Source organism: Pseudomonas sp. WC1, from assembly GCF_050586565.1.
Lineage (GTDB): Bacteria > Pseudomonadota > Gammaproteobacteria > Pseudomonadales > Pseudomonadaceae > Aquipseudomonas.
This window is the reverse complement of sequence record NZ_JBOBDQ010000077.1, coordinates 1-20,288: the sequence shown is the minus strand read 5'-3', so window position 1 is coordinate 20,288 and position 20,288 is coordinate 1. Positions and strand designations below refer to the sequence as shown.

The window sequence follows — 20,288 nt, the reverse complement described above, 5'->3', positions numbered from 1 at the left end:
TACTCCCTCCTCCCCGCCCCGCGATTGATTCAAAGCTCGGTATTGCGCGTCTCTTTCAGGCACAGCACGGCAATCAGACTGATCAGCGCCGCCGCCGACACATAGCCTCCCACCCAGCTCAATCCCCCCATGCTCACCAGCTTCTGGGCAAAGAACGGTGCCGCCGAGGCGCCGACGATGCCGCCCAGGTTGTAGGCCGCCGAAGCGCCGGTGTAGCGCACATGGGTCGGGAACAGCTCCGGCAGCAGCGCGCCCATCGGGGCAAAGGTCACACCCATCAGGAACAGTTCGATGGCCAGGAACAGCGCCACGCCTGCGGTCGAGCCCGAGGTCAGCAGCGGTTCCATGGCAAAGCCCGAGGCAACGGCCAACAGCGCGCCGGCGATCAGCACCGGCTTGCGCCCATGACGGTCGCTCAACCAGGCCGACAGGGGCGTGGCCAGGGCCATGAACACCACGGCGAAGCACAGCAGGCCGAGGAAGGTTTCACGGCTGTAGCCCAGTGTGGACACGCCATAGCTCAACGAGAACACCGTGGAGATGTAGAACAGCGCGTAGCACACCACCATCGCCGCAGCCCCCAGCAGGGTCGGCAGCCAGTACTGGGAAAACAGCTCGAGCACAGGCATCTTGACCCGCTCCTGGCGGGCCACGGCCTTGGCGAACACCGGGCTTTCCTCGAGTTTCAGGCGCACATAGAGACCGACCAGCACCAATGCGGCGCTGAGCAGGAACGGAATGCGCCAGCCCCATTCGCGGAACTGCTCGTCGCTGAGCACCAGGGCCAGGGTAAGGAACAGGCCGTTGGCGGCGAGGAAGCCGATCGACGGGCCCAACTGCGGGAACATGCCGAACCACGCGCGTTTGCCCTCAGGGGCGTTTTCAGTGGCCAGCAATGCCGCGCCGCCCCATTCGCCGCCCAGCCCCAGGCCTTGGCCGAAGCGCAGCACACAGAGCATGATCGGTGCCCATACGCCGATGCTGTCATACCCGGGCAGCACGCCGATCAGGGTAGTCGAGACGCCCATCAGCAGCAGCGAGGCGACCAGCGTCGACTTTCGCCCGATGCGGTCGCCGAAGTGGCCGAACAGCGCCGATCCCAGTGGCCGGGCGAGGAAGGCGATACCGAAGGTAAGGAAGGCCGCCAGCATTTGCGCGGTGCCGGAACCGGACGGGAAGAACACCGGCCCGATCACCAGCGCGGCGGCGGTGGCGTAGACGTAGAAATCGTAGAACTCGATGGCGGTGCCGATGAAGCTGGCAGTGGCCACCCGGGCAGGCGAGTTGACCGGGGCCGCCGAGGCAGGTTCGGCGTAGGTGGTGCTGGTAGTCATGCGAAGGTCCCTGACAGTCATGCTCCATGGGGCACGGCCCATGTGGCGGGCACACGGGAGCCGGAGCGTATTGTTGTTGGTCGGCGGGCACACGGGAGCCGGAGCGTATTGTTGTTGGTCGCCGACTGACGATAGCCCAGGGGATAGGCGGTGAGCGGTGGCTGATCGGGGTGCTGAGCAGGACCGCGGGGCGTGTCAGTGGGGCGGACTGGCCGTCGGACGCCGGGTGCGGGTAGCGGGCGGGACGGCAGGGCTGGGTAAGCGTGACCCGAGTATAGCTATCGAGCCAGTGTCCAGACCAGTACCTTGCTTGCGCAATTGTCCTCGGTTTCGAGGATTTCCAGCCGATATCTGCCAATTTTCAGGCAGACAGCGCTTTCTGGAATGCTTTCAAGTGCTTCGGTGACCAGGCCGTTCAGGGTTTTCGGCCCACCGTCGCAGGGCAGGTGCCAGCCCAGGGTACGGTTGATCTCGCGCAGCGAAGCCGTCCCTTCGATGACGAAGCGGCCATCAGGCTGAGGGTGGACATGCGGGTTGTCCAGGTTCTGCTCGTCCTCGAACTCGCCAACGATCTCTTCGAGGATGTCTTCCAAAGTGACGATACCCAGTACTTCGCCATACTCGTCCACCACCACGCCCATGCGCCGCTGCTGCTTGTGGAAGTTCAGCAACTGCATCTGCAGCGGTGTGCTCTCGGGCACGAAGTAGGGCTCGTAGCAGGCGGCCTGGAGCTTCTCCTGGGTGAGCTCTGCCCGCGGCAGCAGGTGGCTGATCAGCTTGGTGTTGAGGACGGCTTCTACCTGGTTGATGTCGTTGTGATAGACCGGCAGGCGCGTGTGGCGGCTGATGATCAGTTGCTCGATGATCTGCTCGATGGGATCGTCGAGGTTGATGCCGTCTACTTCGTTGCGCGGTACCAGTATGTCGTTGACGGTGATCTTGTCCAGCGCCTGCAGGCCCTCCAGCAGGCCGTGCTGGCTGGTCTCGGCAGGTTCGTCTTCGTCGAATGCGTCGCCCTGCTGCGGGTGCAGTGCCACCGCAGTGGGTTGCACGCGGAACGGGCGCAGGATCACTTTGGCGCAGCCATCGAGCAGGCAGCCCAGCGGCTGCAGCAACGTCAGCGGCAATTTCAGCAGGTTGCCGCCCAGGTCCAGGAAGGCTTGCGGGTTGCGGCGGGCCAGGCGGCGCGGCAGGTAGTCGGCGAGCACCAGCAGGGTGAAACTGGCGCCAAGGCCGGCCAGCCAGAAGCCGTGTTCACCGCTGTAGCGCTGGCCAATCAGGCAGGCCAGGCCCAGTACCAGCAACTTGCCGAGGCTGGCGCCGAGCACCAGGCCCTGGGCGGGCAGGGTGGGGGCGCCGTGGCCATTGAGCTGCTGGCGGGCGCAGTCTACAGCGGTGAACAGCGCCGACCACAGCAGGGCCAGTGCGATGATGCCGAGCAGCGGGGCGTACGGCAGAGTGTCCATGGGCGGCCGTCAGATGTGCAGGATGAATTCGCGGACCAGCTTGCTGCCGAAGTAGGCCAGCATCAGCAGGCAGAAACCGGCCAGGGTCCAGCGGATCGCCTTGTGACCGCGCCAGCCGAGGCGGGTGCGGCCCCACAGCAGCACGCTGAAGACGATCCAGGCGACACAGGCCAGCAGCGTCTTGTGCACCAGGTGCTGGGCGAACAGGTTGTCGAGGAACAGCCAGCCGGATATCAGCGATAGCGACAGCAGCCCCCAGCCGGCCCAGAGGAAGCCGAACAGCAGGCTTTCCATGGTCTGCAGCGGCGGGAAGTTGCGGATCAGTCCGGACGGGTGCTTGTGCTTGAGCTGGTGGTCCTGCAGCAACAGCAGCAGGGCCTGGAACACGGCGATGGTGAACAGGCCGTAGGCCAGGATCGACAGCAGAATATGGGCGAGGATGCCTGGCTCTTCGTTGATCAGCGGCACCGTGCCGGGGGGCGCGAACTGGGCCAGCAGCGCGGTCACCGCACCGAGCGGGAACAGCAGCACCAGCAGGTTCTCCACGGGAATGCTCAGGCAGGCGAGCAGGGTCAAGCCGATCACCGCCACTGCGATCAGGCCGGCGGCGCTGAAGAAGTCGAGGCTCAGGCCCAGGGGCGTGATCAGCTGGAAGAACAGGGCGCCGCCCTGGGCGATGACCGCCAGGGTGCCGAGCAGGCCAAGCAGCCGTTTGTCGGCACGGGCGCCACGGGCCAGGCCGGTGGCCTGGTAGACGGTCGCGGCCAGATAAAGGAAGGCGGCGAGCAGGTTGGGGATGAGGCTGGGTGAAGAGAACATAAGTCCTGGCGTGCAAGCCCTAAAGGGACGGAGTTTGGCATAGAACGCGGTAGGCAAGGAAGACTGCGTATCAATCGCGGGGCAAGCCCGATACCACGGGGCCATGGCCAGGGATAGCCAGCGCATCTGGCCGGTGGTCCCGAGCAAGGTGTGCGCGCAAGGCAGTCTCCGCTATAATCGCCGCCTTGTTGTGCCCAGCGCGTGTGCATTTCCACCTGGGCGCCTGAAAAACCTCGGCTTCACTGGGCCTGAAAGGATCACCATGTTCGAAAACCTGACCGACCGCCTGTCACAGACGCTGCGCCATGTCACCGGCAAGGCCAAGCTGACCGAAGACAACATCAAGGACACGCTGCGCGAAGTGCGCATGGCCCTGCTCGAAGCCGACGTCGCCCTGCCGGTGGTCAAGGATTTTGTCAACAGCATCAAGGCGCGTGCGGTCGGCACCGAAGTGTCGCGCAGCCTGACCCCGGGCCAGGCGTTCGTAAAGATCGTCCAGGCCGAGCTGGAAAGCCTCATGGGGGCGGCCAACGAAGAGCTGACCCTCAACGCCGCCCCGCCGGCCGTGGTGCTGATGGCCGGCCTGCAGGGCGCGGGCAAGACCACCACCGCCGGCAAGCTGGCGCGCCACCTGAAAGAACGCAAGAAGAAGAGCGTGATGGTGGTGTCCGCCGACGTCTACCGTCCGGCGGCGATCAAGCAGCTCGAGACGCTGGCCAATGATATCGGCGTGACCTTCTTCCCGTCCGACATCAGTCAGAAGCCGGTGGCCATCGCCGAAGCGGCGATCCGCGAGGCCAAGCTCAAGTTCATCGACGTGGTGATCGTCGATACTGCGGGTCGTCTGCACGTCGACGCCGACATGATGGACGAGATCAAGGCCCTGCACGCCGCGGTCAAGCCGATCGAAACCCTGTTCGTGGTCGACGCCATGACCGGCCAGGATGCCGCCAACACGGCCAAGGCCTTTGGCGATGCGCTGCCGCTGACCGGCGTGGTGCTGACCAAGGTCGACGGTGACGCCCGTGGCGGTGCCGCCCTGTCGGTGCGCGCCATTACCGGCAAGCCGATCAAGTTCATCGGTATGGGCGAGAAGACCGAAGCCCTAGAGCCGTTCCACCCCGACCGGATCGCTTCGCGCATCCTTGGCATGGGTGACGTGCTTAGCCTGATCGAGCAGGCCGAGCAGAACATCGACAAGGAAAAGGCCGACAAACTGGCCAAGAAGTTGAAGAAGGGCAAGGGCTTCGACCTCGAAGACTTCCGCGATCAACTGCAACAGATGAAGAACATGGGCGGCCTTGGCGGCCTCATGGACAAACTGCCGAGCATCGGTGGCGTCAACCTGTCGCAGATGGGCAACGCCCAGGGCGCGGCCGAGAAGCAGTTCAAGCAGATGGAAGCGATCATCAATTCCATGACCCCTGCCGAACGCCGCGACCCTGACCTGATCAGCGGTTCGCGCAAGCGCCGCATTGCCCTCGGTTCCGGCACCCAGGTGCAGGACATCGGCCGGCTGATCAAGCAGCACAAGCAGATGCAGAAGATGATGAAGAAATTCTCCGCCAAGGGCGGCATGGCCAAGATGATGCGCGGCCTTGGTGGGATGCTGCCGGGTGGCGGCATGCCCAAGATGTAAGCGAATCCGGGCGGCGGTCTTTAATATGAAGACCGCCGCCCAGCCCCCGCTTCGGCGGGAACAGTGCCGCCAAATGGCGGCTTAACCGGCAGATCTGAACGGTGGGTCAAGCGCTCGCCGAAAAAGGCATTTGCAAATGTCCGTGTATTCCCCGAGAATATGCGGCCTTTTGGGCACCCGTGTGCCCATTGGGCATTCAGTTTTGCAGCACCGACTATAGGAACGATGTTCACATGGTAACCATTCGTCTGGCCCGTGGCGGCTCGAAAAAGCGCCCATTCTACCACCTGACCGTGACCAACTCGCGTAACGCCCGTGACGGCCGTTTCGTTGAGCGCGTTGGCTTCTTCAACCCGATCGCATCGGGCGCCGAAGTCAAGCTGTCGGTCAACCAAGAGCGCGTCACCTACTGGCTGAGCCAGGGCGCACAGCCGTCTGAGCGTGTTGCTCAGCTGCTGAAGGAAGCTGCCAAGGCTGCAGCCTGAGCAGTATGAACGCGACGCCAGAAAAGGCTGATGACCTCATCGTCGTTGGCAAGATTTTTTCGGTTCACGGCGTTCGCGGCGAGGTGAAGGTGTATTCCTTTACCGATCCGATTGAAAACCTGTTGGATTATCCGCGCTGGACGCTTAGGCACGAAGGCAAGGTAAAGCAGGTCGAGCTGGTCAGCGGTCGTGGCTCCCAAAAGGGCCTGGTCGTGAAATTGAAAGGCCTCGAGGATCGTGACGAAGCCCGTCTTCTGAGCGGTTACGAAATCTGCATCGCGCGGAGCCTTTTGCCCAACCTGGCAGCCGACGAGTACTACTGGTACCAGTTGGAAGGCCTGAAGGTCATCAATCAGGACGAACAGCTGTTCGGCACGATCGATCACCTGTTGGAGACCGGTGCGAACGATGTAATGGTGGTCAAGCCTTGCACAGGCAGCCTGGATGATCGCGAGCGTCTGTTGCCCTATACGGAGCAATGTGTGCTGGCAATCGACCTGCAGGCCGGTGTGATGCGAGTCGAATGGGACGCGGATTTCTAGACGATGGGCAGCCTTCGCGTAGAAGTCATCACGTTGTTCCCCGAGATGTTCTCGGCCATCACGGAGTACGGCATTACCAGCCGTGCGGTGAAACAGGGGTTGCTGCAAGTGACCTGCTGGAACCCGCGGGACTACACCACAGATCGCCACCACACCGTGGATGATCGGCCGTTTGGCGGTGGTCCGGGCATGGTGATGAAGATCAAGCCTCTGGAAGACGCCCTGGTTAGCGCCAGGCAGGCGACTGGAGCTGCGGCAAAGGTGATCTACCTTTCGCCACAAGGCCGCAAGCTGACCCAGCAGGCGGTCAAAGGCTTGGCCGAACAGGAATCGTTGATCCTGATCGCCGGCCGTTATGAAGGCATCGACGAGCGCTTTATCGAGGCTCATGTCGATGAGGAGTGGTCGATTGGCGACTATGTGCTTTCCGGTGGCGAGCTGCCGGCCATGGTGCTGATCGATGCGGTTACGCGGCTGCTGCCCGGAGCTTTAGGGCATGTGGACTCGGCGGAGGAAGACTCTTTCACCGACGGTCTGCTGGATTGCCCGCACTACACCCGACCCGAGGTGTATGCGGATCAGCGTGTACCCGACGTGTTGCTTAGTGGCAACCATGCACATATCCGGCGATGGCGGATGAAGCAGTCCCTTGGTAGGACCTTCGAACGACGCGCCGATCTTCTGGAAAGTCGCTCGCTTTCTGGAGAAGAGAAGAAGCTGCTCGAGGAATACCTCCGCGAGCGGGACGATAGTTAAACGTATCGATGGTGGATCGCGTTATCCATCTTAGGAGCACAGCATGACCAACAAGATCATCCAGCAGCTCGAAGCCGAGCAGATGAGCAAAGAGATCCCGACCTTCGCACCAGGCGACACCATTGTCGTCCAGGTCAAAGTGAAGGAAGGCGACCGCTCGCGTCTGCAGGCGTTCGAAGGCGTTGTTATCGCCAAGCGTAACCGCGGTCTGAACAGCGCCTTCACCGTGCGCAAGATCTCCAGCGGCGTTGGCGTAGAGCGTACCTTCCAGACCTACAGCCCGCAGATCGACAGCCTGGCCGTGAAACGTCGTGGTGACGTGCGTAAAGCCAAGCTGTACTACCTGCGTGACCTGTCCGGTAAAGCAGCTCGCATCAAGGAAAAACTGTCCTGAGTGCAGTTTGTCCGGTGGCCTAGGCCCCGTGCGAGAAAAAGCAGCCTTCGGGCTGCTTTTTTGCGTCTTGAATCTTGCCTTTGCGATGTGACTCCGAGATGACAACCCGAGACCAGGAAATCCAGCGCCGTACCGAACTGTCGGTGACCCGCGTGACCAAGGCGGTGTTCCCCAACACCACCAACCACCACAACACCCTGTTCGGTGGCACGGCCCTGGCGTGGATGGACGAAGTTTCGTTCATCGCCGCCACCCGTTTCTGCCGGCTGCCGCTGGTGACCGTGTCCACCGACCGCATCGACTTCAAGCACCCGATCCCGGCAGGCTCGATCGTCGAGCTGGTGGGGACGGTGATCAAGGTTGGTAACACCAGTCTGCAGGTGCAGGTGGATGTGTTCGTCGAGAACATGTACCTCGATGGGCGCGAGCGGGCGATCCATGGCGTGTTCAGCTTCGTCGCCATCGACGAGGACAAGCGTCCGGTGCCGGTGCTGCCGTTGGCCTGATGCCATCGCGCTGATTTGACGCGTCCCTGTAGGAGCGGCTTCAGCCGCGATCATCCGCAACGCGGGTGCCAGGCACTGCGACGCATTCATCGCGGCTAAGGCCGCTCCTACAGGTCAATGTGCCACAGGCTGCTCGGTCAGCTCCGGCTCCACCAGCGCCACCAGTGTCCACCCCGGCTGTGGCTTGAGCGGGTTGTCCGGGCTGGCCACATGTACCCAGCCTTGCCCGTCCCGGGCGAACAGCAGCGTCGCCCGTGGGCCATGCAACTGCTGGTAGTCGCCCCAGCTGAATGCCTCGGTCAACGTGGTGCTGTACAGCTCGGCACCCTGATGCAGCAGTTTGGCCAGCTGCCCATAGGTCATCGCGCTCGACCCGAGCAACTGCCCGCGATGCTCCTCGCTGGCCCGGTGTTTGTCGCTGCGCTGTTTCTCCAGGCCGCTGGCCAGCACGAAAAGCCGGGCGTGGCCGAAGTCATGACGAAAGCGCGCGCAGGCCAGGGCATTGAGCTCGCCGGCCGGCGACAGCCCCAGCAAGTGGCCAAGCCCGACCAGGTCGAGGTGGGCGTCGGCGTGCTGTGACGCGGGGTTGCCGAAATAAGTCGGTAGGTTGTCCATGCGAGCAGCGCGGATGTTCTCCCAGCTTGAATCGGTCAGCAGCACCCGGCAGCCCAATTGTTGCAGCGCCTTGGCGATGGCGCGCGCAGGTGGGTTGGCGCCGACCAGGAGAAACCCGCTCGGCGCCGGTTCCGCCACCTTCAGCAGACGTGCCAAGGGCCTTGCGGTGGCGCTTTGCAGGACCACGGTGCCGATGATCACGGCAAAGGTCAGTGGCACCAGCAGCAGCGCGCCCTCATGCCCGGCCTGGTCCAGGCGAATGGCGAAGATGGCCGATACCGCCGCTGCGACGATGCCCCGCGGCGCGATCCAGGCCAGCAGCGCCCGTTCCCGCCAACTCAGCGGCGACCCCAGGGTCGACAGCAACACGTTCAGCGGCCTGGCCAGCAACTGGATTACCAGCAGCAGTGCCAGCACCGCAGGGCCCAAGGCGAGCAGGGCGTGCAGGTCGAGCCGCGCCGCCAGAAGGATGAACAGGCCGGAGATCAGCAGCACGCTGAGGTTCTCCTTGAAGTGCAGGATCTGCCGCACATCCACGCCGGGCATGTTGGCCAGCCACATGCCCATGACCGTGACCGCCAACAGGCCCGATTCATGGACGATCTGGTTGGCGGCGATGAAGATGCCCAGCACCGCGGCCAGCGACGCCAGGTTGTGCAGATACTCCGGCAGCCATTGCTCGCGCATGATCTGCCCGAGCAGCCAGCCTCCAGCGGCGCCGAGCGCGCTGCCGCAGAAAATCACCCCGGCGAAGGTCGCCAGGCTGTGGCTCAGGCCTTCGCCGGCGGCGCTGGCGATGATGAAGCTGTAGACCACCACCGCCAGCAGTGCGCCGATCGGGTCGATGACAATGCCTTCCCAGCGCAGGATATTGGCGATCGCCGCCTTCGGCCGCACCACCCGCAGCATGGGTACGATGACCGTGGGGCCGGTGACCAGGGTCAAGGTACCGAACAGGATCGCCAGGGGCCAGTCGAAGCCCAGCAGCCAGTGGGTGGCCAGGGCGATCACCAGCCAGGTGCTCAGCGCGCCGACGGTGACCAGGCGATGCACCACACTGCCGATCTCGCGCCATTGCGACAAATGCAGTGTGAGGCTGCCTTCGAACAGGATCAGCGCCACCGCCAGCGATACCAGTGGCATCAGCAACGGGCCGAACAATGCCTGCGGCTGCAGCCAGCCCAGCACTGGCCCGGCGAGGATGCCGCACAGCAGCAGGAACAGGATCGCCGGCAGTTTCAGGCGCCAGGCCAGCCATTGGCAGAGCAGGGCTGCCGCGCCGATGCCGCCTACACTCAAAAGAATCTGCTGTTCGTTCATGCGGGCTCCCTCTGCATGCCATGTTGTGAAAGACTAAGCGTCATTTCGTCGTTTGCCACCGAGTTTTCATGCCAGCACTGGACCACCCGCTGATCGACCAGTTCCTCGATGCCTTGTGGCTGGAAAAGGGGCTTTCCGACAACACCCGCGCTTCCTACCGCAGTGACCTGGCCTTGTTCAACGGCTGGCTGCAGGAGAAGCACGTGCTGTTGCCCGATGCCGGCCGCGAACTGATCCTCGATCACCTGGCCTGGCGCTTCGACCAAGGCTACAAGCCTCGTTCCACCGCGCGCTTCCTGTCCGGGGTGCGCGGCTTTTTCCGTTACTTGCTGCGCGAGCGGTTGATCGCCGTCGATCCGACCTTGCAGGTGGACATGCCGCAACTGGGCCGGCCACTGCCCAAGTCGCTGTCGGAGGCCGATGTCGAAGCCTTGCTGCAGGCCCCGGATCGCGGTGAGGCGATCGGCCAGCGCGACCGCGCCATGCTCGAAGTGCTCTATGCCTGCGGTTTGCGAGTGACCGAACTGGTCAGCCTGACCTTGGACCAGGTCAACCTGCGCCAGGGCGTGCTGCGGGTCATGGGCAAGGGCAGCAAGGAGCGCCTGGTGCCGATGGGCGAGGAAGCGGTGGTGTGGATCGAGCGCTACCTGCGCGATGGCCGCGCCGAGTTGCTGGGCGGCCGCCCCAGCGACGTGCTGTTCCCCAGCCAGCGCGGCGAGCAGATGACCCGCCAGACCTTCTGGCACCGTATCAAGCACCACGCGCGGGTGGCCGGGATCGACAAGCCGCTGTCCCCGCACACGCTGCGCCACGCCTTTGCCACGCACCTGCTCAACCATGGCGCCGACCTGCGTGTGGTGCAGATGCTGCTGGGGCACAGCGACCTGTCCACCACGCAGATCTACACCCATGTCGCCAAGGCCCGCCTGCAACAGCTGCATGCCGAACACCACCCCCGTGGATGAATGATGTTCATGTTCCGCCGACTGGTGCCTGAGTACCCCTACTGCGCCAGTCTGTTGTGGTAGGCTTGGAAGGTTTGTTGCAAGGGCCGACCGTTCGCCGCCCGCCAGGGCTGGGCGACGTCCCCACGGCCCCGTCCGCCTTCAGGAGTACCCCATGCGCGTGACCCAGATTTTCGCCGCCGCCGCCTTGGCGCTGGCCAGTACCTTTGCCGTTGCCGCGGCTACCGATGGCAATGCCGGTGCCGAGCAGGCGATCCGCAAATCGTTGCAGAACCTCCAGTTGGAGGTGCCGATCGAAAGCGTTGCCAGCAGTCCGCTCAACGGCCTGTACGAGGTCAAGCTGCAAGGCGGCCGCGTGCTGTACGCCAGCGCCGACGGCCAGTTCGTCATGCAGGGCTACCTGTTCCAGATCCAGGACGGCAAGCCGGTCAACCTTACCGAGAAGACCGAGCGCCAGGGCATCGCCAAATTGATCAACGGTATTCCGGCCGGCGAGATGGTGGTCTACCCGGCCAAGGGCGAGACCAAGTCGCACATCACCGTGTTCACCGACACCACCTGCCCGTACTGCCACAAGCTGCACGCCGAGGTGCCGGAGCTCAACCGCCGCGGTATCGAAGTGCGTTACGTCGCCTTCCCGCGCCAGGGCCTGGGTTCGCCGGGCGACGAGCAGTTGCAGGCCGTCTGGTGCTCCAGCGACCGTCGCGCGGCGCTGGACAAGATGGTCGATGGCAAAGAGATCAAGGCTGCCAAGTGCGCCAACCCGGTCAGCAAGCAGTTCCAGCTGGGCCAGTCGATTGGTGTAAATGGCACGCCGGCGATCGTTCTACAGAATGGCCAGGTGATTCCGGGCTATCAGCCGGCACCGCAAGTGGCCAAGCTGGCCCTGGCCGAGAGCAAGTAATCAATTCAGTACGCCGTCGTCATGGGGTGACGGCATGTTTCACGGTCGGCGCAGGTGCCGGCCGTTCTATGGGGAGTTCACAGTGAAACCGGTCAAAGTAGGCATCTGTGGGTTGGGGACCGTCGGTGGCGGAACCTTCAATGTACTTCAGCGCAACGCCGAGGAGATCGCCCGCCGTGCCGGGCGCGGTATTGAAGTGGCACAGATTGCCATGCGCTCGCAGAACCCGAACTGCCAGATTACCGGTACCCCCATTACCGCTGATGTGTTCGAAGTCGCGAGCAACCCCGAGATCGATATCGTCATCGAGCTGATCGGCGGCTACACCATCGCCCGCGACCTGGTGCTCAAGGCCATTGAAAACGGCAAGCACGTGGTCACCGCCAACAAGGCGCTGATCGCCGTGCACGGCAACGAGATCTTTGCCAAGGCCCGCGAGAAGGGCGTTATCGTCGCCTTCGAAGCTGCCGTGGCCGGTGGCATCCCGGTGATCAAGGCGATCCGCGAGGGCCTGTCGGCCAACCGCATCAACTGGCTGGCCGGGATCATCAACGGTACCGGCAACTTCATCCTCACCGAAATGCGCGACAAGGGCCGTGCCTTCCCCGATGTGCTGGCCGAAGCGCAGGCGCTGGGCTACGCCGAGGCCGACCCGACCTTCGACGTCGAAGGCATCGACGCCGCGCACAAGCTGACCATCCTGGCGTCCATCGCCTTCGGTATCCCGCTGCAGTTCGACAAGGCCTACACCGAAGGCATCACCCAGCTGACCACTGCTGACGTGAACTATGCCGAGGCCCTGGGCTATCGCATCAAGCACCTGGGCGTGGCCCGTCGCACCGCCGACGGCATCGAGCTGCGTGTGCACCCGACGCTGATCCCCAACGATCGCCTGATCGCCAACGTCAATGGCGTGATGAACGCGGTGATGGTCAATGGCGACGCCGCCGGCTCCACCTTGTACTACGGCGCCGGTGCCGGCATGGAGCCGACTGCCTCGTCGGTGGTCGCCGACCTGGTCGATGTGGTTCGCGCCATGACCTCCGACCCGGAGAACCGTGTACCGCACCTGGCCTTCCAGCCAGATGCGCTGTCGGCCCATCCGATCCTGCCGATCGAAGCCTGCGAAAGCGCCTACTACCTGCGTATCCAGGCCAAGGACCACCCAGGCGTGCTGGCGCAGGTCGCAAGCATCCTTTCGGAGCGCGGCATCAACATCGAGTCGATCATGCAGAAGGAAGCCGAGGAACAGGACGGCCTGGTGCCGATGATCCTGCTGACCCACCGTGTGGTCGAGCAGCGCATCGACGACGCCATTGTCGCCCTGGAAGCGCTCCAGGACGTGGTCGGCAAGGTCGTGCGCATCCGCGTCGAACAGCTCAATTAATTCCGGCGGCGGGCCGCGACGGCGGCCCGCGCCCAGCATCGAAGGTTTGCACCCATGCGCTATATCAGTACCCGCGGCCAGGCTCCGGCCCTGAACTTCGAAGACGTCCTGCTGGCTGGCCTGGCCAGCGACGGCGGGCTGTACGTTCCCGAGAACCTGCCACGCTTCACCCAGGAAGAGATTGCCTCCTGGGCTGGCCTGCCGTATCACGAGCTGGCCTTCCGGGTGATGCGCCCGTTCGTCGAAGGCAGCATCGCCGACGCCGATTTCAAGAAGATTCTCGAAGAGACCTACGGCAACTTCGCCCATGCTGCGGTCGCCCCGCTGCGCCAGCTCAACGGCAACGAGTGGGTAATGGAGCTGTTCCACGGCCCGACCCTGGCCTTCAAGGACTTCGCCCTGCAACTGCTCGGCCGCCTGCTCGACCACGTGCTGGTCAAGCGCGGCGAGCGCGTGGTGATCGTCGGTGCCACCAGCGGTGACACCGGCTCGGCCGCCATCGAAGGCTGCCGCCGTTGCGACAACGTCGACATCTTCATCCTGCACCCGCACCAGCGCGTGTCGGAAGTGCAGCGCCGGCAGATGACCACCATCCTTGGCGACAACATCCACAACATTGCCATCGAAGGCAACTTCGACGACTGCCAGGAGATGGTCAAGGCCAGCTTCGCCGATCAGTCCTTCCTCAAGGGTACCCGCCTGGTGGCGGTCAACTCGATCAACTGGGCACGGATCATGGCCCAGATCGTCTACTATTTCCACGCCGCGCTGCAGCTCGGCGGCCCGGCGCGTTCGGTGGCGTTCTCGGTGCCGACCGGCAACTTCGGCGACATCTTCGCCGGTTACCTGGCGCGCAACATGGGCCTGCCAATCAGCCAACTGGTGGTGGCGACCAACCGCAACGACATCCTGCACCGTTTCATGAGCGGCAATCAGTATGTCAAGGACGCCCTGCACCCGACCCTGTCGCCGTCGATGGACATCATGGTCTCGTCCAACTTCGAGCGTCTGCTGTTCGACCTGCATGGGCGTAACGGCGCGGCCGTTGCCCAGCTGATGGACACCTTCAGGCAGGGTGGCGGCTTCAGCGTCGAGCAGGACCGCTGGACTGAGGCGCGCAAGCTGTTCGACTCGCTGGCAGTGACCGATGAACAGACCTGCGAGACCATCGCCGAGGTCTTCCAGAGCACCGGTGAAGTCCTCGACCCGCACACCGCGATCGGTGTCAAGGCTGCCCGTGAATGCCGCCGCAGCCTGGACACCCCGATGGTGGTGTTGGGTACCGCGCATCCGGTCAAGTTCCCCGAGGCGGTGGAGAAGGCCGGTGTCGACAAGGCCCTGGAGCTGCCGGCGCACCTGAGCGACCTGTTCGGCCGTGAGGAGCGTTGCACCGTGCTGGCCAACGACCTGAAGGCCGTGCAGGCCTTTGTCAGCCAGCATGGCAATCGCGGCAAGCCGCTGTAAACTGACACCGTCCACAGGAAAGCCCGTCTTGCACGGGCTTTTTTGTGGGCGCAAGACGCACGGCAGCGGATTTCAGATTTTTCCCATGTAGTTCGATGGATACCCTTACTAGAGTGGCGCTCTGACCAGCAGACACGGCTCCAGGGGGAGGCTCATGCATCAGCTCAATGTCCTTATCCACCAGGCTCGGCCCTACTATCAGATGCTCTTGCATCAGGCCTTCAATGCCCAGGGTGTGTACAACGTACGGCTCACCGATGACGTGCCGGCAGCCACGGCCAACATCACACAAGGGCAGCGGCCCATTGATGTGCTGGTGCTCGACCAGGGGATGCCAAGCCGTCATGCCCGGCGCCTGTTCAAGTACCTGGTGCAGGCTTCCTGCGCGGGTGGGTTGCTGTTTGTCGGCTATGGCGACGCGGGGGGCATCGACCTGGCGCTCGAGGCCCGCAAACAGGGCTTGAATGTCCTGGCCGAGCTGCCCTGGCCGATGTCAATGGTGGGCCTGGAGCAGGCGCTCGGGCGCCTGTAGCCTGACCTTCGGCAAGCAAAGGGTGGGCGGAGCATCGAAACTGTCATGTTGGTCGCGGATGCTCGTGATGACGGGCCTGGCGAACTTTCCGCCGGCCCCGATGGTCAGTTTTCTTACCCTAGCCAGCGAGTGATCCGGATGGAAAGAATCTGCAGACTGCTCAACGATGCCCTGACCCCTTACCAGGCCGAGCTTGGACCGACCGATAACCGCGGCCGCCGTCACTTGAGTGTTCACGATGAGCACGGTTTGCCGATTTTGCGGCGTACCGTTTGTGAGCGAGAGCTGATAGAACAGCAATTGCTGGTCGATCTGGTCGATGGCCTGCACCGTGACCTGCAGATTGCCGAAGGCCGTCTGCAACCCTGTGTGATCGCCGCCTTGCAGCATCAGAGGCAAATGCAGGGAACCTTTGCCTGACCGGCCCGTCAGACTCAGCAAGGGCAGCCTGACGGTGCTTTGCTCCGGTGCCATCCAGGCTGTCACTGGAAGTCCCAGGGACTTTCGCTTGACCCCGGTCGTCTTCCCCAGCGGCCGGGGTTTCTTTTGCCTTGAATTCACCTGCACCCTGTCAGGTGCCACTGCTGATCTGCACGGATCAGTTCAGCGCACCGGCGCTTCGCCCTGCTCGAAAAAATGCCGGGCCTGGCCCAGATAATCTTCCTGCAGCTCCGGATCCAGCCAGCGGGCATACAGGCCTGGCAACGTATCGCGGCGCAGCATCGGCAGCAGCTGGTCGATATTGGCGATCGCCTCGCGTCCCAAGGCGGTGTCCGAGCAGCCTACATGGAGGAACTGGTAGCGGTTGACGCCACGGATGGGATAGAAGCGGTAATCGTCCAGCGAGCCATTCTGCTGCTGGATCAGGTAGCGAACCTCTGGCCAGTAGCCGAGCACCAGTTGCAGGCGCCCCAATTGTTGCATCTCCAGCAGGCTGGCGGTGGCATCGTTGCCGTAGTGGCGGCTGAAGGCGCTGTCAGGCAACTGCTTCAGGACATCATCGACCTGCATGCTGTAGCTGCGCTCTGCGACGATGCCGAGCTTGAGCCGGGTCTGGGTCAGCAGCCGCTGAAGATCCACCTGTTGTCCGTCCAGATAAGGCTCCAGCAGCGCCTGGTCGTGCTTGCGCACCACCAGGCCACTGCTCAGTACGCCCAGCGATGGCTGGGAGAAATGCACGTACCTGGCACGTTCGGGCGTCCAGAGCAGGGTCGGGTCGCAAGTGAAACTGTGCTCCTGGAGCATCTGGATGCCGCGGGCGCGATTGACTCGGACGATCTGGTGGTCGTACTTGGGCATCTGCGCGATCAGCATGGGCAACAATTGGTCGATCACGCCCTGGCCTTTGGCCGGCCCTTCGAAAATGGTGAACGGCGGCAGGTCACGGACCAGCCACAGCAGGCGCTCTCTGGCCTCGGCCGATTGTGCCGCGAGCACGCTGAATACCAGGCAGAGCAGCAGGGGCAGGTGGCGGATGCGCATGGGCCGCGGATCAGACCGTACCGGCCGCGCGCAGGCGGGCAATGGCGGCTGCGTCGTAGCCCAGGCTGGCCAGTAGCGGCGTCGTATGTTCACCCAGGGCCGGTCCGACCCATTCGGCGCTGCCGGGGGTGTCGGACAGCTTGGGCACGATACCCGGCATCTTGAACGGCTTGCCGTCCGGCAGTCGGGCCTGGAGGAACATCTCGCGGGCGAGGAATTGCGGGTCGCCCAGCATGTCCTCGGCGGAGTAGATTCGGCTGGCCGGTACCTCGGCGTCGTTGAGCACCTGCATCACTTTGTCCAGCGGCAGGCCGTTGGCCCAGCGGTCGATGACGCCGTACAGCTCGTCGCGGCGGGCATCGCGGCCATCGTTGGTGGCCAGGGCGGCATCGTTGGCCAGGTCGTCGCGGCCGATGGCCTGCATGAAGCGCTTGAAGATTGCATCGCCATTGGCGCCGATCTGTACGTGCCGGCCATCGGCGGTGGTATGGATGCAGGAAGGGGTGATACCCGGCATGATGTTGCCGGTGCGCTCGCGGATAAAGCCGAACACGTCGAACTCCGGCACCATGCTCTCCATCATGGCGAAGATGGCTTCGTACAGCGCCACATCCACGACTTGGCCGTCGCCACCGTTGACTTCGCGATGACGCAAGGCCATCAGCGCGCCGATTACGCCCCAAAGGGCGGCAATGGAGTCGCCGATGGAAATCCCCGTGCGCACCGGTGGGCGATCCTCGAAGCCGGTGATGTAGCGCAACCCGCCCATGGATTCGCCAACCGCGCCGAAGCCCGGCTGGTCCTTCATCGGGCCGGTCTGGCCAAACCCCGACAGGCGCACCATCACCAGGCGTGGGTTGAGGGCGTGCAGCACGTCCCAGCCCAGGCCGAGCTTTTCCAGCACACCGGGGCGGAAGTTCTCGATCAGGATGTCGGCCTCGGCCAGCAGGCGCTTGAGCACTTCGCGGCCTTCAGGATGCTTGAGGTTGAGGGTCAGTGATTGCTTGTTGCGCGCCTGGACGAACCACCACAGTGACGTGCCCTCGTACAGCTTGCGCCATTTGCGCAGCGGGTCGCCGCCATCGGGCGACTCGACCTTGATTACCTCTGCACCGAATTCGGCGCAGATCCGCGAGGCGAACGGGCCGGCGATCAAGGTGCCGAGCTCGATGACTTTCAGGCCGGCGAGAGGTTTGCTGGGCATTGTCATGGGGCATCCGTGGAGGCTGGGCGTGAGCGCAGGTTGTATCACAGCTCGGCGGCGGCAGGTATATCGGCGTTGTCTGATCCGGCGCTGGCGCCCGGGATCAGTTAGACTGTTCGACTTTCCCCCGCAAGAAGCCTATCGCCCATGGCCCAGCCGTCCACAACCTACAAGTTCGAACTGAATCTGACCGACCTCGACCGCGGCGTGTACGAGAACGTTCGCCAGACCATCGCCCGCCACCCTTCGGAAACCGAAGAGCGCATGGCCGTGCGCCTGCTGGGCTATGCCCTCTGGTACAACGAGCAGCTGTCCTTCGGTCGCGGCTTGTCGGACGTCGATGAGGCGGCCCTGTGGGAAAAGAGCCTGGACGATCGCATCCTGCACTGGATCGAAGTCGGCCAGCCCGACGCCGACCGCCTGACCTGGTGCTCGCGGCGTACCGAGCGCACCAGCCTGCTGGCCTACGGCAGCTTGCGGGTTTGGGAGACCAAGGTGCTCGGCGCGGTCAAGGGCCTGAAGAACCTGAGCATTGCCGCCGTCCCGCAGGAGGTGCTGGAAACCCTCGCCACGGACATGCCGCGTACCATCAAGTGGGACGTGATGATCAGCGAAGGCACGGTGTTCGTCACCGACGACCGTGGCCAGCACGAAGTGCAGTTGCAATGGTTGCTTGGCGAGCGCGGCTGACCTGAACCAAAGCGGAATTGCGAAGACCCCATGCGTATCGAACCACGTCCCCTGCCGTCGCCCCTGCCTTTGCTGGGCAACCTGCCACCCTTGTTGACCCGTCTCTATGCCGCCCGTGGCGTGCAGTCCGAAGCCGAACTGGACAAGGGCCTGGCCCGCCTGTTGCCGTACCAGCAACTCAAGGGCATCGAGGCGGCGGTGGAGCTGCTGGTCGAGGCGCTCGACCAGCGCCAGCGCATTCTCATTGTCGGCGATTTCGACGCCGACGGTGCCACCGCCAGCACGGTCGGTGTGCTGGGTTTGCGCTTGCTGGGCGCGGCCCATGTCGACTACCTGGTGCCCAACCGCTTCGAATATGGCTATGGCCTGACCCCGGAGATCGTCGCGGTCGCGCTCGAGCGCCAGCCGCAATTGCTGATCACTGTGGACAACGGTATTTCCAGCGTCGATGGCGTTGCCGCAGCCAAGGCTGCCGGGCTCAAGGTGCTGGTCACCGACCACCACCTGCCGGGCGAGCAGTTGCCGGCCGCCGATGCCATCGTCAATCCCAACCAGCCGGGTTGTGCGTTCCCCAGCAAGTCACTGGCCGGTGTCGGCGTGATCTTCTACGTGCTGATGGCCCTGCGTGCGCGGTTGCGCAGCCTGGGGCGCTACGAAACGCAGCCGCAGCCGAATATCGGCGAATTGCTCGACCTGGTGGCATTGGGCAGCGTCGCCGACGTGGTGCCGCTGGATGCCAATAACCGCATCCTGGTGCATCAGGGGCTGGAGCGTATTCGCGCCGGCCGCGCCCGCCCCGGGCTGAAGGCGATTCTCGAGGTGGCACGGCGTGACCACAAGCGCATCACTTCCACCGACCTTGGCTTCATCCTTGGCCCTCGGCTCAATGCTGCCGGGCGCCTGGACGACATGAGTCTGGGCATCGAATGCCTGTTGTGCGAAGACGCGACCCTGGCGCTGGACATGGCCCAACAGCTGGATGGCCTGAATCAGGATCGCAAGTCCATTGAGCAGGGCATGCAGCGCGAGGCCCTGGCCCAGCTCAAGGACCTGCCGGTCGAGTCCATGCCTTATGGCTTGTGCCTGTTCGACGCCGACTGGCACCAGGGGGTGATCGGCATCCTCGCCTCGCGCCTGAAAGAGCGTTACCACCGCCCGACCATCGCCTTTGCCGATGCGGGGGAAGGGGTGTTGAAGGGCTCGGCGCGTTCGGTGCCGGGGTTCCATATCCGTGACGCACTGGACGCCGTGGCGGCGCGGCATCCGAGCTTGATCAGCAAGTTCGGCGGGCATGCCATGGCGGCGGGGCTGTCCTTGCCGGCCGACAATTTCCCAGCGTTTGCCGAGGCGTTCGACGATGAGGTGCGGCGGCAGTTGCGTGAGGAAGACCTGACCGGGCGGTTGTTGTCGGATGGCACCCTGGCGGTGGAGGAGTTCCACCTGGACCTGGCGCGGGCATTGCGCAACGCCGGGCCCTGGGGGCAGCACTTTCCCGAGCCGTTGTTCCACGGGGTGTTCCAGCTGGTCGAGCAGCGGGTCGTCGGGGAGCGGCATCTGAAAGTGGTGCTCAAGAGCGAGTGTGGGGCGGTGCGGTTGGATGGGATTGCCTTTGGGATTGACCGGGAGGTTTGGCCGAATCCTACAGTGCGGTGGGTGGAGTTGGCTTACAAGTTGGATGTGAATGAGTTTCGGGGGAATGAGAGTGTGCAGTTGATGATTGCGCATATGGAAGCGCGGTGATCTTTTGTTGAATTGCTGGGGTTTTGGGGTTTTGGTTGTATTGA

Annotated in this window: 20 protein-coding genes; 14 read left to right on the top strand and 6 right to left on the bottom strand. The window is 63.7% G+C overall.

Annotated elements, in window-relative coordinates; all coding sequences use genetic code 11:
* Positions 1-29: 29 nt before the first annotated feature.
* The 3 genes from ACQ4OD_RS24400 to ACQ4OD_RS24390 all read right to left on the bottom strand — a co-directional run bounded on the left by ACQ4OD_RS24400 (position 30) and on the right by ACQ4OD_RS24390 (position 3,619).
* Complete coding sequence (locus ACQ4OD_RS24400) at positions 30-1,334, bottom strand: MFS transporter (RefSeq protein WP_430945075.1); 1,305 nt, start codon at positions 1,332-1,334, stop codon at positions 30-32.
* A 278-nt stretch (positions 1,335-1,612) separates the two neighbouring features.
* Entirely contained in the window at positions 1,613-2,800 is a 1,188-nt protein-coding gene (locus ACQ4OD_RS24395; protein WP_110699776.1) for a transporter associated domain-containing protein, read from the bottom strand.
* A gap of 9 nt (positions 2,801-2,809) precedes the next feature.
* The gene (locus ACQ4OD_RS24390; protein WP_430945074.1) at positions 2,810-3,619 is read right to left on the bottom strand and encodes a cytochrome C assembly family protein; all 810 of its coding nucleotides are present in this window, start codon (positions 3,617-3,619) and stop codon (positions 2,810-2,812) included.
* 262 nt (positions 3,620-3,881) lie between these two features.
* On the opposite strand from ACQ4OD_RS24390, the gene ffh reads away from it, so the two are divergent.
* From ffh to ACQ4OD_RS24360, 6 genes are all read left to right on the top strand, one after another.
* Positions 3,882-5,258 carry a signal recognition particle protein gene (gene ffh / locus ACQ4OD_RS24385; protein WP_430945073.1) on the top strand — a complete coding sequence of 459 codons (1,377 nt, stop codon included), beginning with the start codon at positions 3,882-3,884 and terminating at the stop codon, positions 5,256-5,258.
* Positions 5,259-5,491: 233 nt separating this feature from the next.
* Positions 5,492-5,743, top strand: a complete 252-nt coding sequence (gene rpsP, locus ACQ4OD_RS24380; protein WP_011535318.1) for a 30S ribosomal protein S16 — start codon at positions 5,492-5,494, stop codon at positions 5,741-5,743.
* A gap of 5 nt (positions 5,744-5,748) precedes the next feature.
* A complete protein-coding gene (gene rimM, locus ACQ4OD_RS24375) occupies positions 5,749-6,285 on the top strand; it encodes a ribosome maturation factor RimM (protein WP_023629810.1) in 537 nt (178 codons plus the stop codon).
* Between the two features lie 3 nt (positions 6,286-6,288).
* A complete protein-coding gene (gene trmD / locus ACQ4OD_RS24370) occupies positions 6,289-7,041 on the top strand; it encodes a tRNA (guanosine(37)-N1)-methyltransferase TrmD (protein ID WP_023629811.1) in 753 nt (250 codons plus the stop codon).
* Between the two features lie 43 nt (positions 7,042-7,084).
* Positions 7,085-7,435, top strand: coding sequence for a 50S ribosomal protein L19 (gene rplS, locus ACQ4OD_RS24365; protein WP_023629812.1), 351 nt, complete (start codon positions 7,085-7,087; stop codon positions 7,433-7,435).
* A 98-nt stretch (positions 7,436-7,533) separates the two neighbouring features.
* Complete coding sequence (locus tag ACQ4OD_RS24360; protein WP_023629813.1) at positions 7,534-7,941, top strand: acyl-CoA thioesterase; 408 nt, start codon at positions 7,534-7,536, stop codon at positions 7,939-7,941.
* A gap of 114 nt (positions 7,942-8,055) precedes the next feature.
* Here ACQ4OD_RS24360 and ACQ4OD_RS24355 read toward each other — a convergent pair whose 3' ends face one another.
* The gene (locus ACQ4OD_RS24355) at positions 8,056-9,876 is read right to left on the bottom strand and encodes a cation:proton antiporter (protein ID WP_430945072.1); all 1,821 of its coding nucleotides are present in this window, start codon (positions 9,874-9,876) and stop codon (positions 8,056-8,058) included.
* Positions 9,877-9,944: 68 nt separating this feature from the next.
* Here ACQ4OD_RS24355 and xerD point away from each other — a divergent pair, with 68 nt between their 5' ends.
* From xerD to ACQ4OD_RS24325, 6 genes are all read left to right on the top strand, one after another.
* On the top strand, positions 9,945-10,841 hold the full coding sequence (gene xerD, locus ACQ4OD_RS24350; RefSeq protein ID WP_139669154.1) for a site-specific tyrosine recombinase XerD: 897 nt from the start codon (positions 9,945-9,947) through the stop codon (positions 10,839-10,841).
* 154 nt (positions 10,842-10,995) lie between these two features.
* Complete coding sequence (locus ACQ4OD_RS24345; RefSeq protein WP_102685319.1) at positions 10,996-11,745, top strand: thioredoxin fold domain-containing protein; 750 nt, start codon at positions 10,996-10,998, stop codon at positions 11,743-11,745.
* A gap of 82 nt (positions 11,746-11,827) precedes the next feature.
* Complete coding sequence (locus tag ACQ4OD_RS24340; RefSeq protein WP_023630110.1) at positions 11,828-13,132, top strand: homoserine dehydrogenase; 1,305 nt, start codon at positions 11,828-11,830, stop codon at positions 13,130-13,132.
* 54 nt (positions 13,133-13,186) lie between these two features.
* Positions 13,187-14,596, top strand: a complete 1,410-nt coding sequence (gene thrC / locus ACQ4OD_RS24335) for a threonine synthase (protein WP_102685320.1) — start codon at positions 13,187-13,189, stop codon at positions 14,594-14,596.
* Positions 14,597-14,750: 154 nt separating this feature from the next.
* Complete coding sequence (locus tag ACQ4OD_RS24330) at positions 14,751-15,128, top strand: histidine kinase (RefSeq protein WP_198754462.1); 378 nt, start codon at positions 14,751-14,753, stop codon at positions 15,126-15,128.
* Between the two features lie 138 nt (positions 15,129-15,266).
* Positions 15,267-15,548 (top strand): DUF3509 domain-containing protein, encoded by a 282-nt coding sequence (locus tag ACQ4OD_RS24325; RefSeq protein ID WP_139669315.1) that lies wholly within the window; start codon positions 15,267-15,269, stop codon positions 15,546-15,548.
* 183 nt (positions 15,549-15,731) lie between these two features.
* Here ACQ4OD_RS24325 and ACQ4OD_RS24320 read toward each other — a convergent pair whose 3' ends face one another.
* Positions 15,732-16,610 (bottom strand): TIGR02285 family protein, encoded by an 879-nt coding sequence (locus tag ACQ4OD_RS24320; protein WP_198754463.1) that lies wholly within the window; start codon positions 16,608-16,610, stop codon positions 15,732-15,734.
* A 10-nt stretch (positions 16,611-16,620) separates the two neighbouring features.
* Entirely contained in the window at positions 16,621-17,820 is a 1,200-nt protein-coding gene (locus ACQ4OD_RS24315) for a CaiB/BaiF CoA transferase family protein (RefSeq protein WP_110699752.1), read from the bottom strand.
* 141 nt (positions 17,821-17,961) lie between these two features.
* Here ACQ4OD_RS24315 and ACQ4OD_RS24310 point away from each other — a divergent pair, with 141 nt between their 5' ends.
* Both ACQ4OD_RS24310 and recJ read left to right on the top strand, forming a co-directional pair.
* Positions 17,962-18,504, top strand: coding sequence for a YaeQ family protein (locus ACQ4OD_RS24310; RefSeq protein WP_046854377.1), 543 nt, complete (start codon positions 17,962-17,964; stop codon positions 18,502-18,504).
* Positions 18,505-18,534: 30 nt separating this feature from the next.
* Positions 18,535-20,244: a single-stranded-DNA-specific exonuclease RecJ gene (recJ, locus tag ACQ4OD_RS24305; RefSeq protein ID WP_430945071.1), complete on the top strand. Its 1,710-nt coding sequence runs from the start codon at positions 18,535-18,537 to the stop codon at positions 20,242-20,244.
* Positions 20,245-20,288: the final 44 nt, after the last annotated feature.

Bases quoted from the DNA above. Each gene is read 5' to 3' on its own strand.
- ACQ4OD_RS24400 (WP_430945075.1), bottom strand. From the start codon at position 1,334: ATGACTACCAGCACCACCTACGCCGAACCTGCCTCGGCGGCCCCGGTC.
- ACQ4OD_RS24395 (WP_110699776.1), bottom strand. From the start codon at position 2,800: ATGGACACTCTGCCGTACGCCCCGCTGCTCGGCATCATCGCACTGGCC.
- ACQ4OD_RS24390 (WP_430945074.1), bottom strand. From the start codon at position 3,619: ATGTTCTCTTCACCCAGCCTCATCCCCAACCTGCTCGCCGCCTTCCTT.
- ffh (WP_430945073.1), top strand. From the start codon at position 3,882: ATGTTCGAAAACCTGACCGACCGCCTGTCACAGACGCTGCGCCATGTC.
- rpsP (WP_011535318.1), top strand. From the start codon at position 5,492: ATGGTAACCATTCGTCTGGCCCGTGGCGGCTCGAAAAAGCGCCCATTC.
- rimM (WP_023629810.1), top strand. From the start codon at position 5,749: ATGAACGCGACGCCAGAAAAGGCTGATGACCTCATCGTCGTTGGCAAG.
- trmD (WP_023629811.1), top strand. From the start codon at position 6,289: ATGGGCAGCCTTCGCGTAGAAGTCATCACGTTGTTCCCCGAGATGTTC.
- rplS (WP_023629812.1), top strand. From the start codon at position 7,085: ATGACCAACAAGATCATCCAGCAGCTCGAAGCCGAGCAGATGAGCAAA.
- ACQ4OD_RS24360 (WP_023629813.1), top strand. From the start codon at position 7,534: ATGACAACCCGAGACCAGGAAATCCAGCGCCGTACCGAACTGTCGGTG.
- ACQ4OD_RS24355 (WP_430945072.1), bottom strand. From the start codon at position 9,876: ATGAACGAACAGCAGATTCTTTTGAGTGTAGGCGGCATCGGCGCGGCA.
- xerD (WP_139669154.1), top strand. From the start codon at position 9,945: ATGCCAGCACTGGACCACCCGCTGATCGACCAGTTCCTCGATGCCTTG.
- ACQ4OD_RS24345 (WP_102685319.1), top strand. From the start codon at position 10,996: ATGCGCGTGACCCAGATTTTCGCCGCCGCCGCCTTGGCGCTGGCCAGT.
- thrC (WP_102685320.1), top strand. From the start codon at position 13,187: ATGCGCTATATCAGTACCCGCGGCCAGGCTCCGGCCCTGAACTTCGAA.
- ACQ4OD_RS24330 (WP_198754462.1), top strand. From the start codon at position 14,751: ATGCATCAGCTCAATGTCCTTATCCACCAGGCTCGGCCCTACTATCAG.
- ACQ4OD_RS24325 (WP_139669315.1), top strand. From the start codon at position 15,267: ATGGAAAGAATCTGCAGACTGCTCAACGATGCCCTGACCCCTTACCAG.
- ACQ4OD_RS24320 (WP_198754463.1), bottom strand. From the start codon at position 16,610: ATGCGCATCCGCCACCTGCCCCTGCTGCTCTGCCTGGTATTCAGCGTG.
- ACQ4OD_RS24315 (WP_110699752.1), bottom strand. From the start codon at position 17,820: ATGACAATGCCCAGCAAACCTCTCGCCGGCCTGAAAGTCATCGAGCTC.
- ACQ4OD_RS24310 (WP_046854377.1), top strand. From the start codon at position 17,962: ATGGCCCAGCCGTCCACAACCTACAAGTTCGAACTGAATCTGACCGAC.
- recJ (WP_430945071.1), top strand. From the start codon at position 18,535: ATGCGTATCGAACCACGTCCCCTGCCGTCGCCCCTGCCTTTGCTGGGC.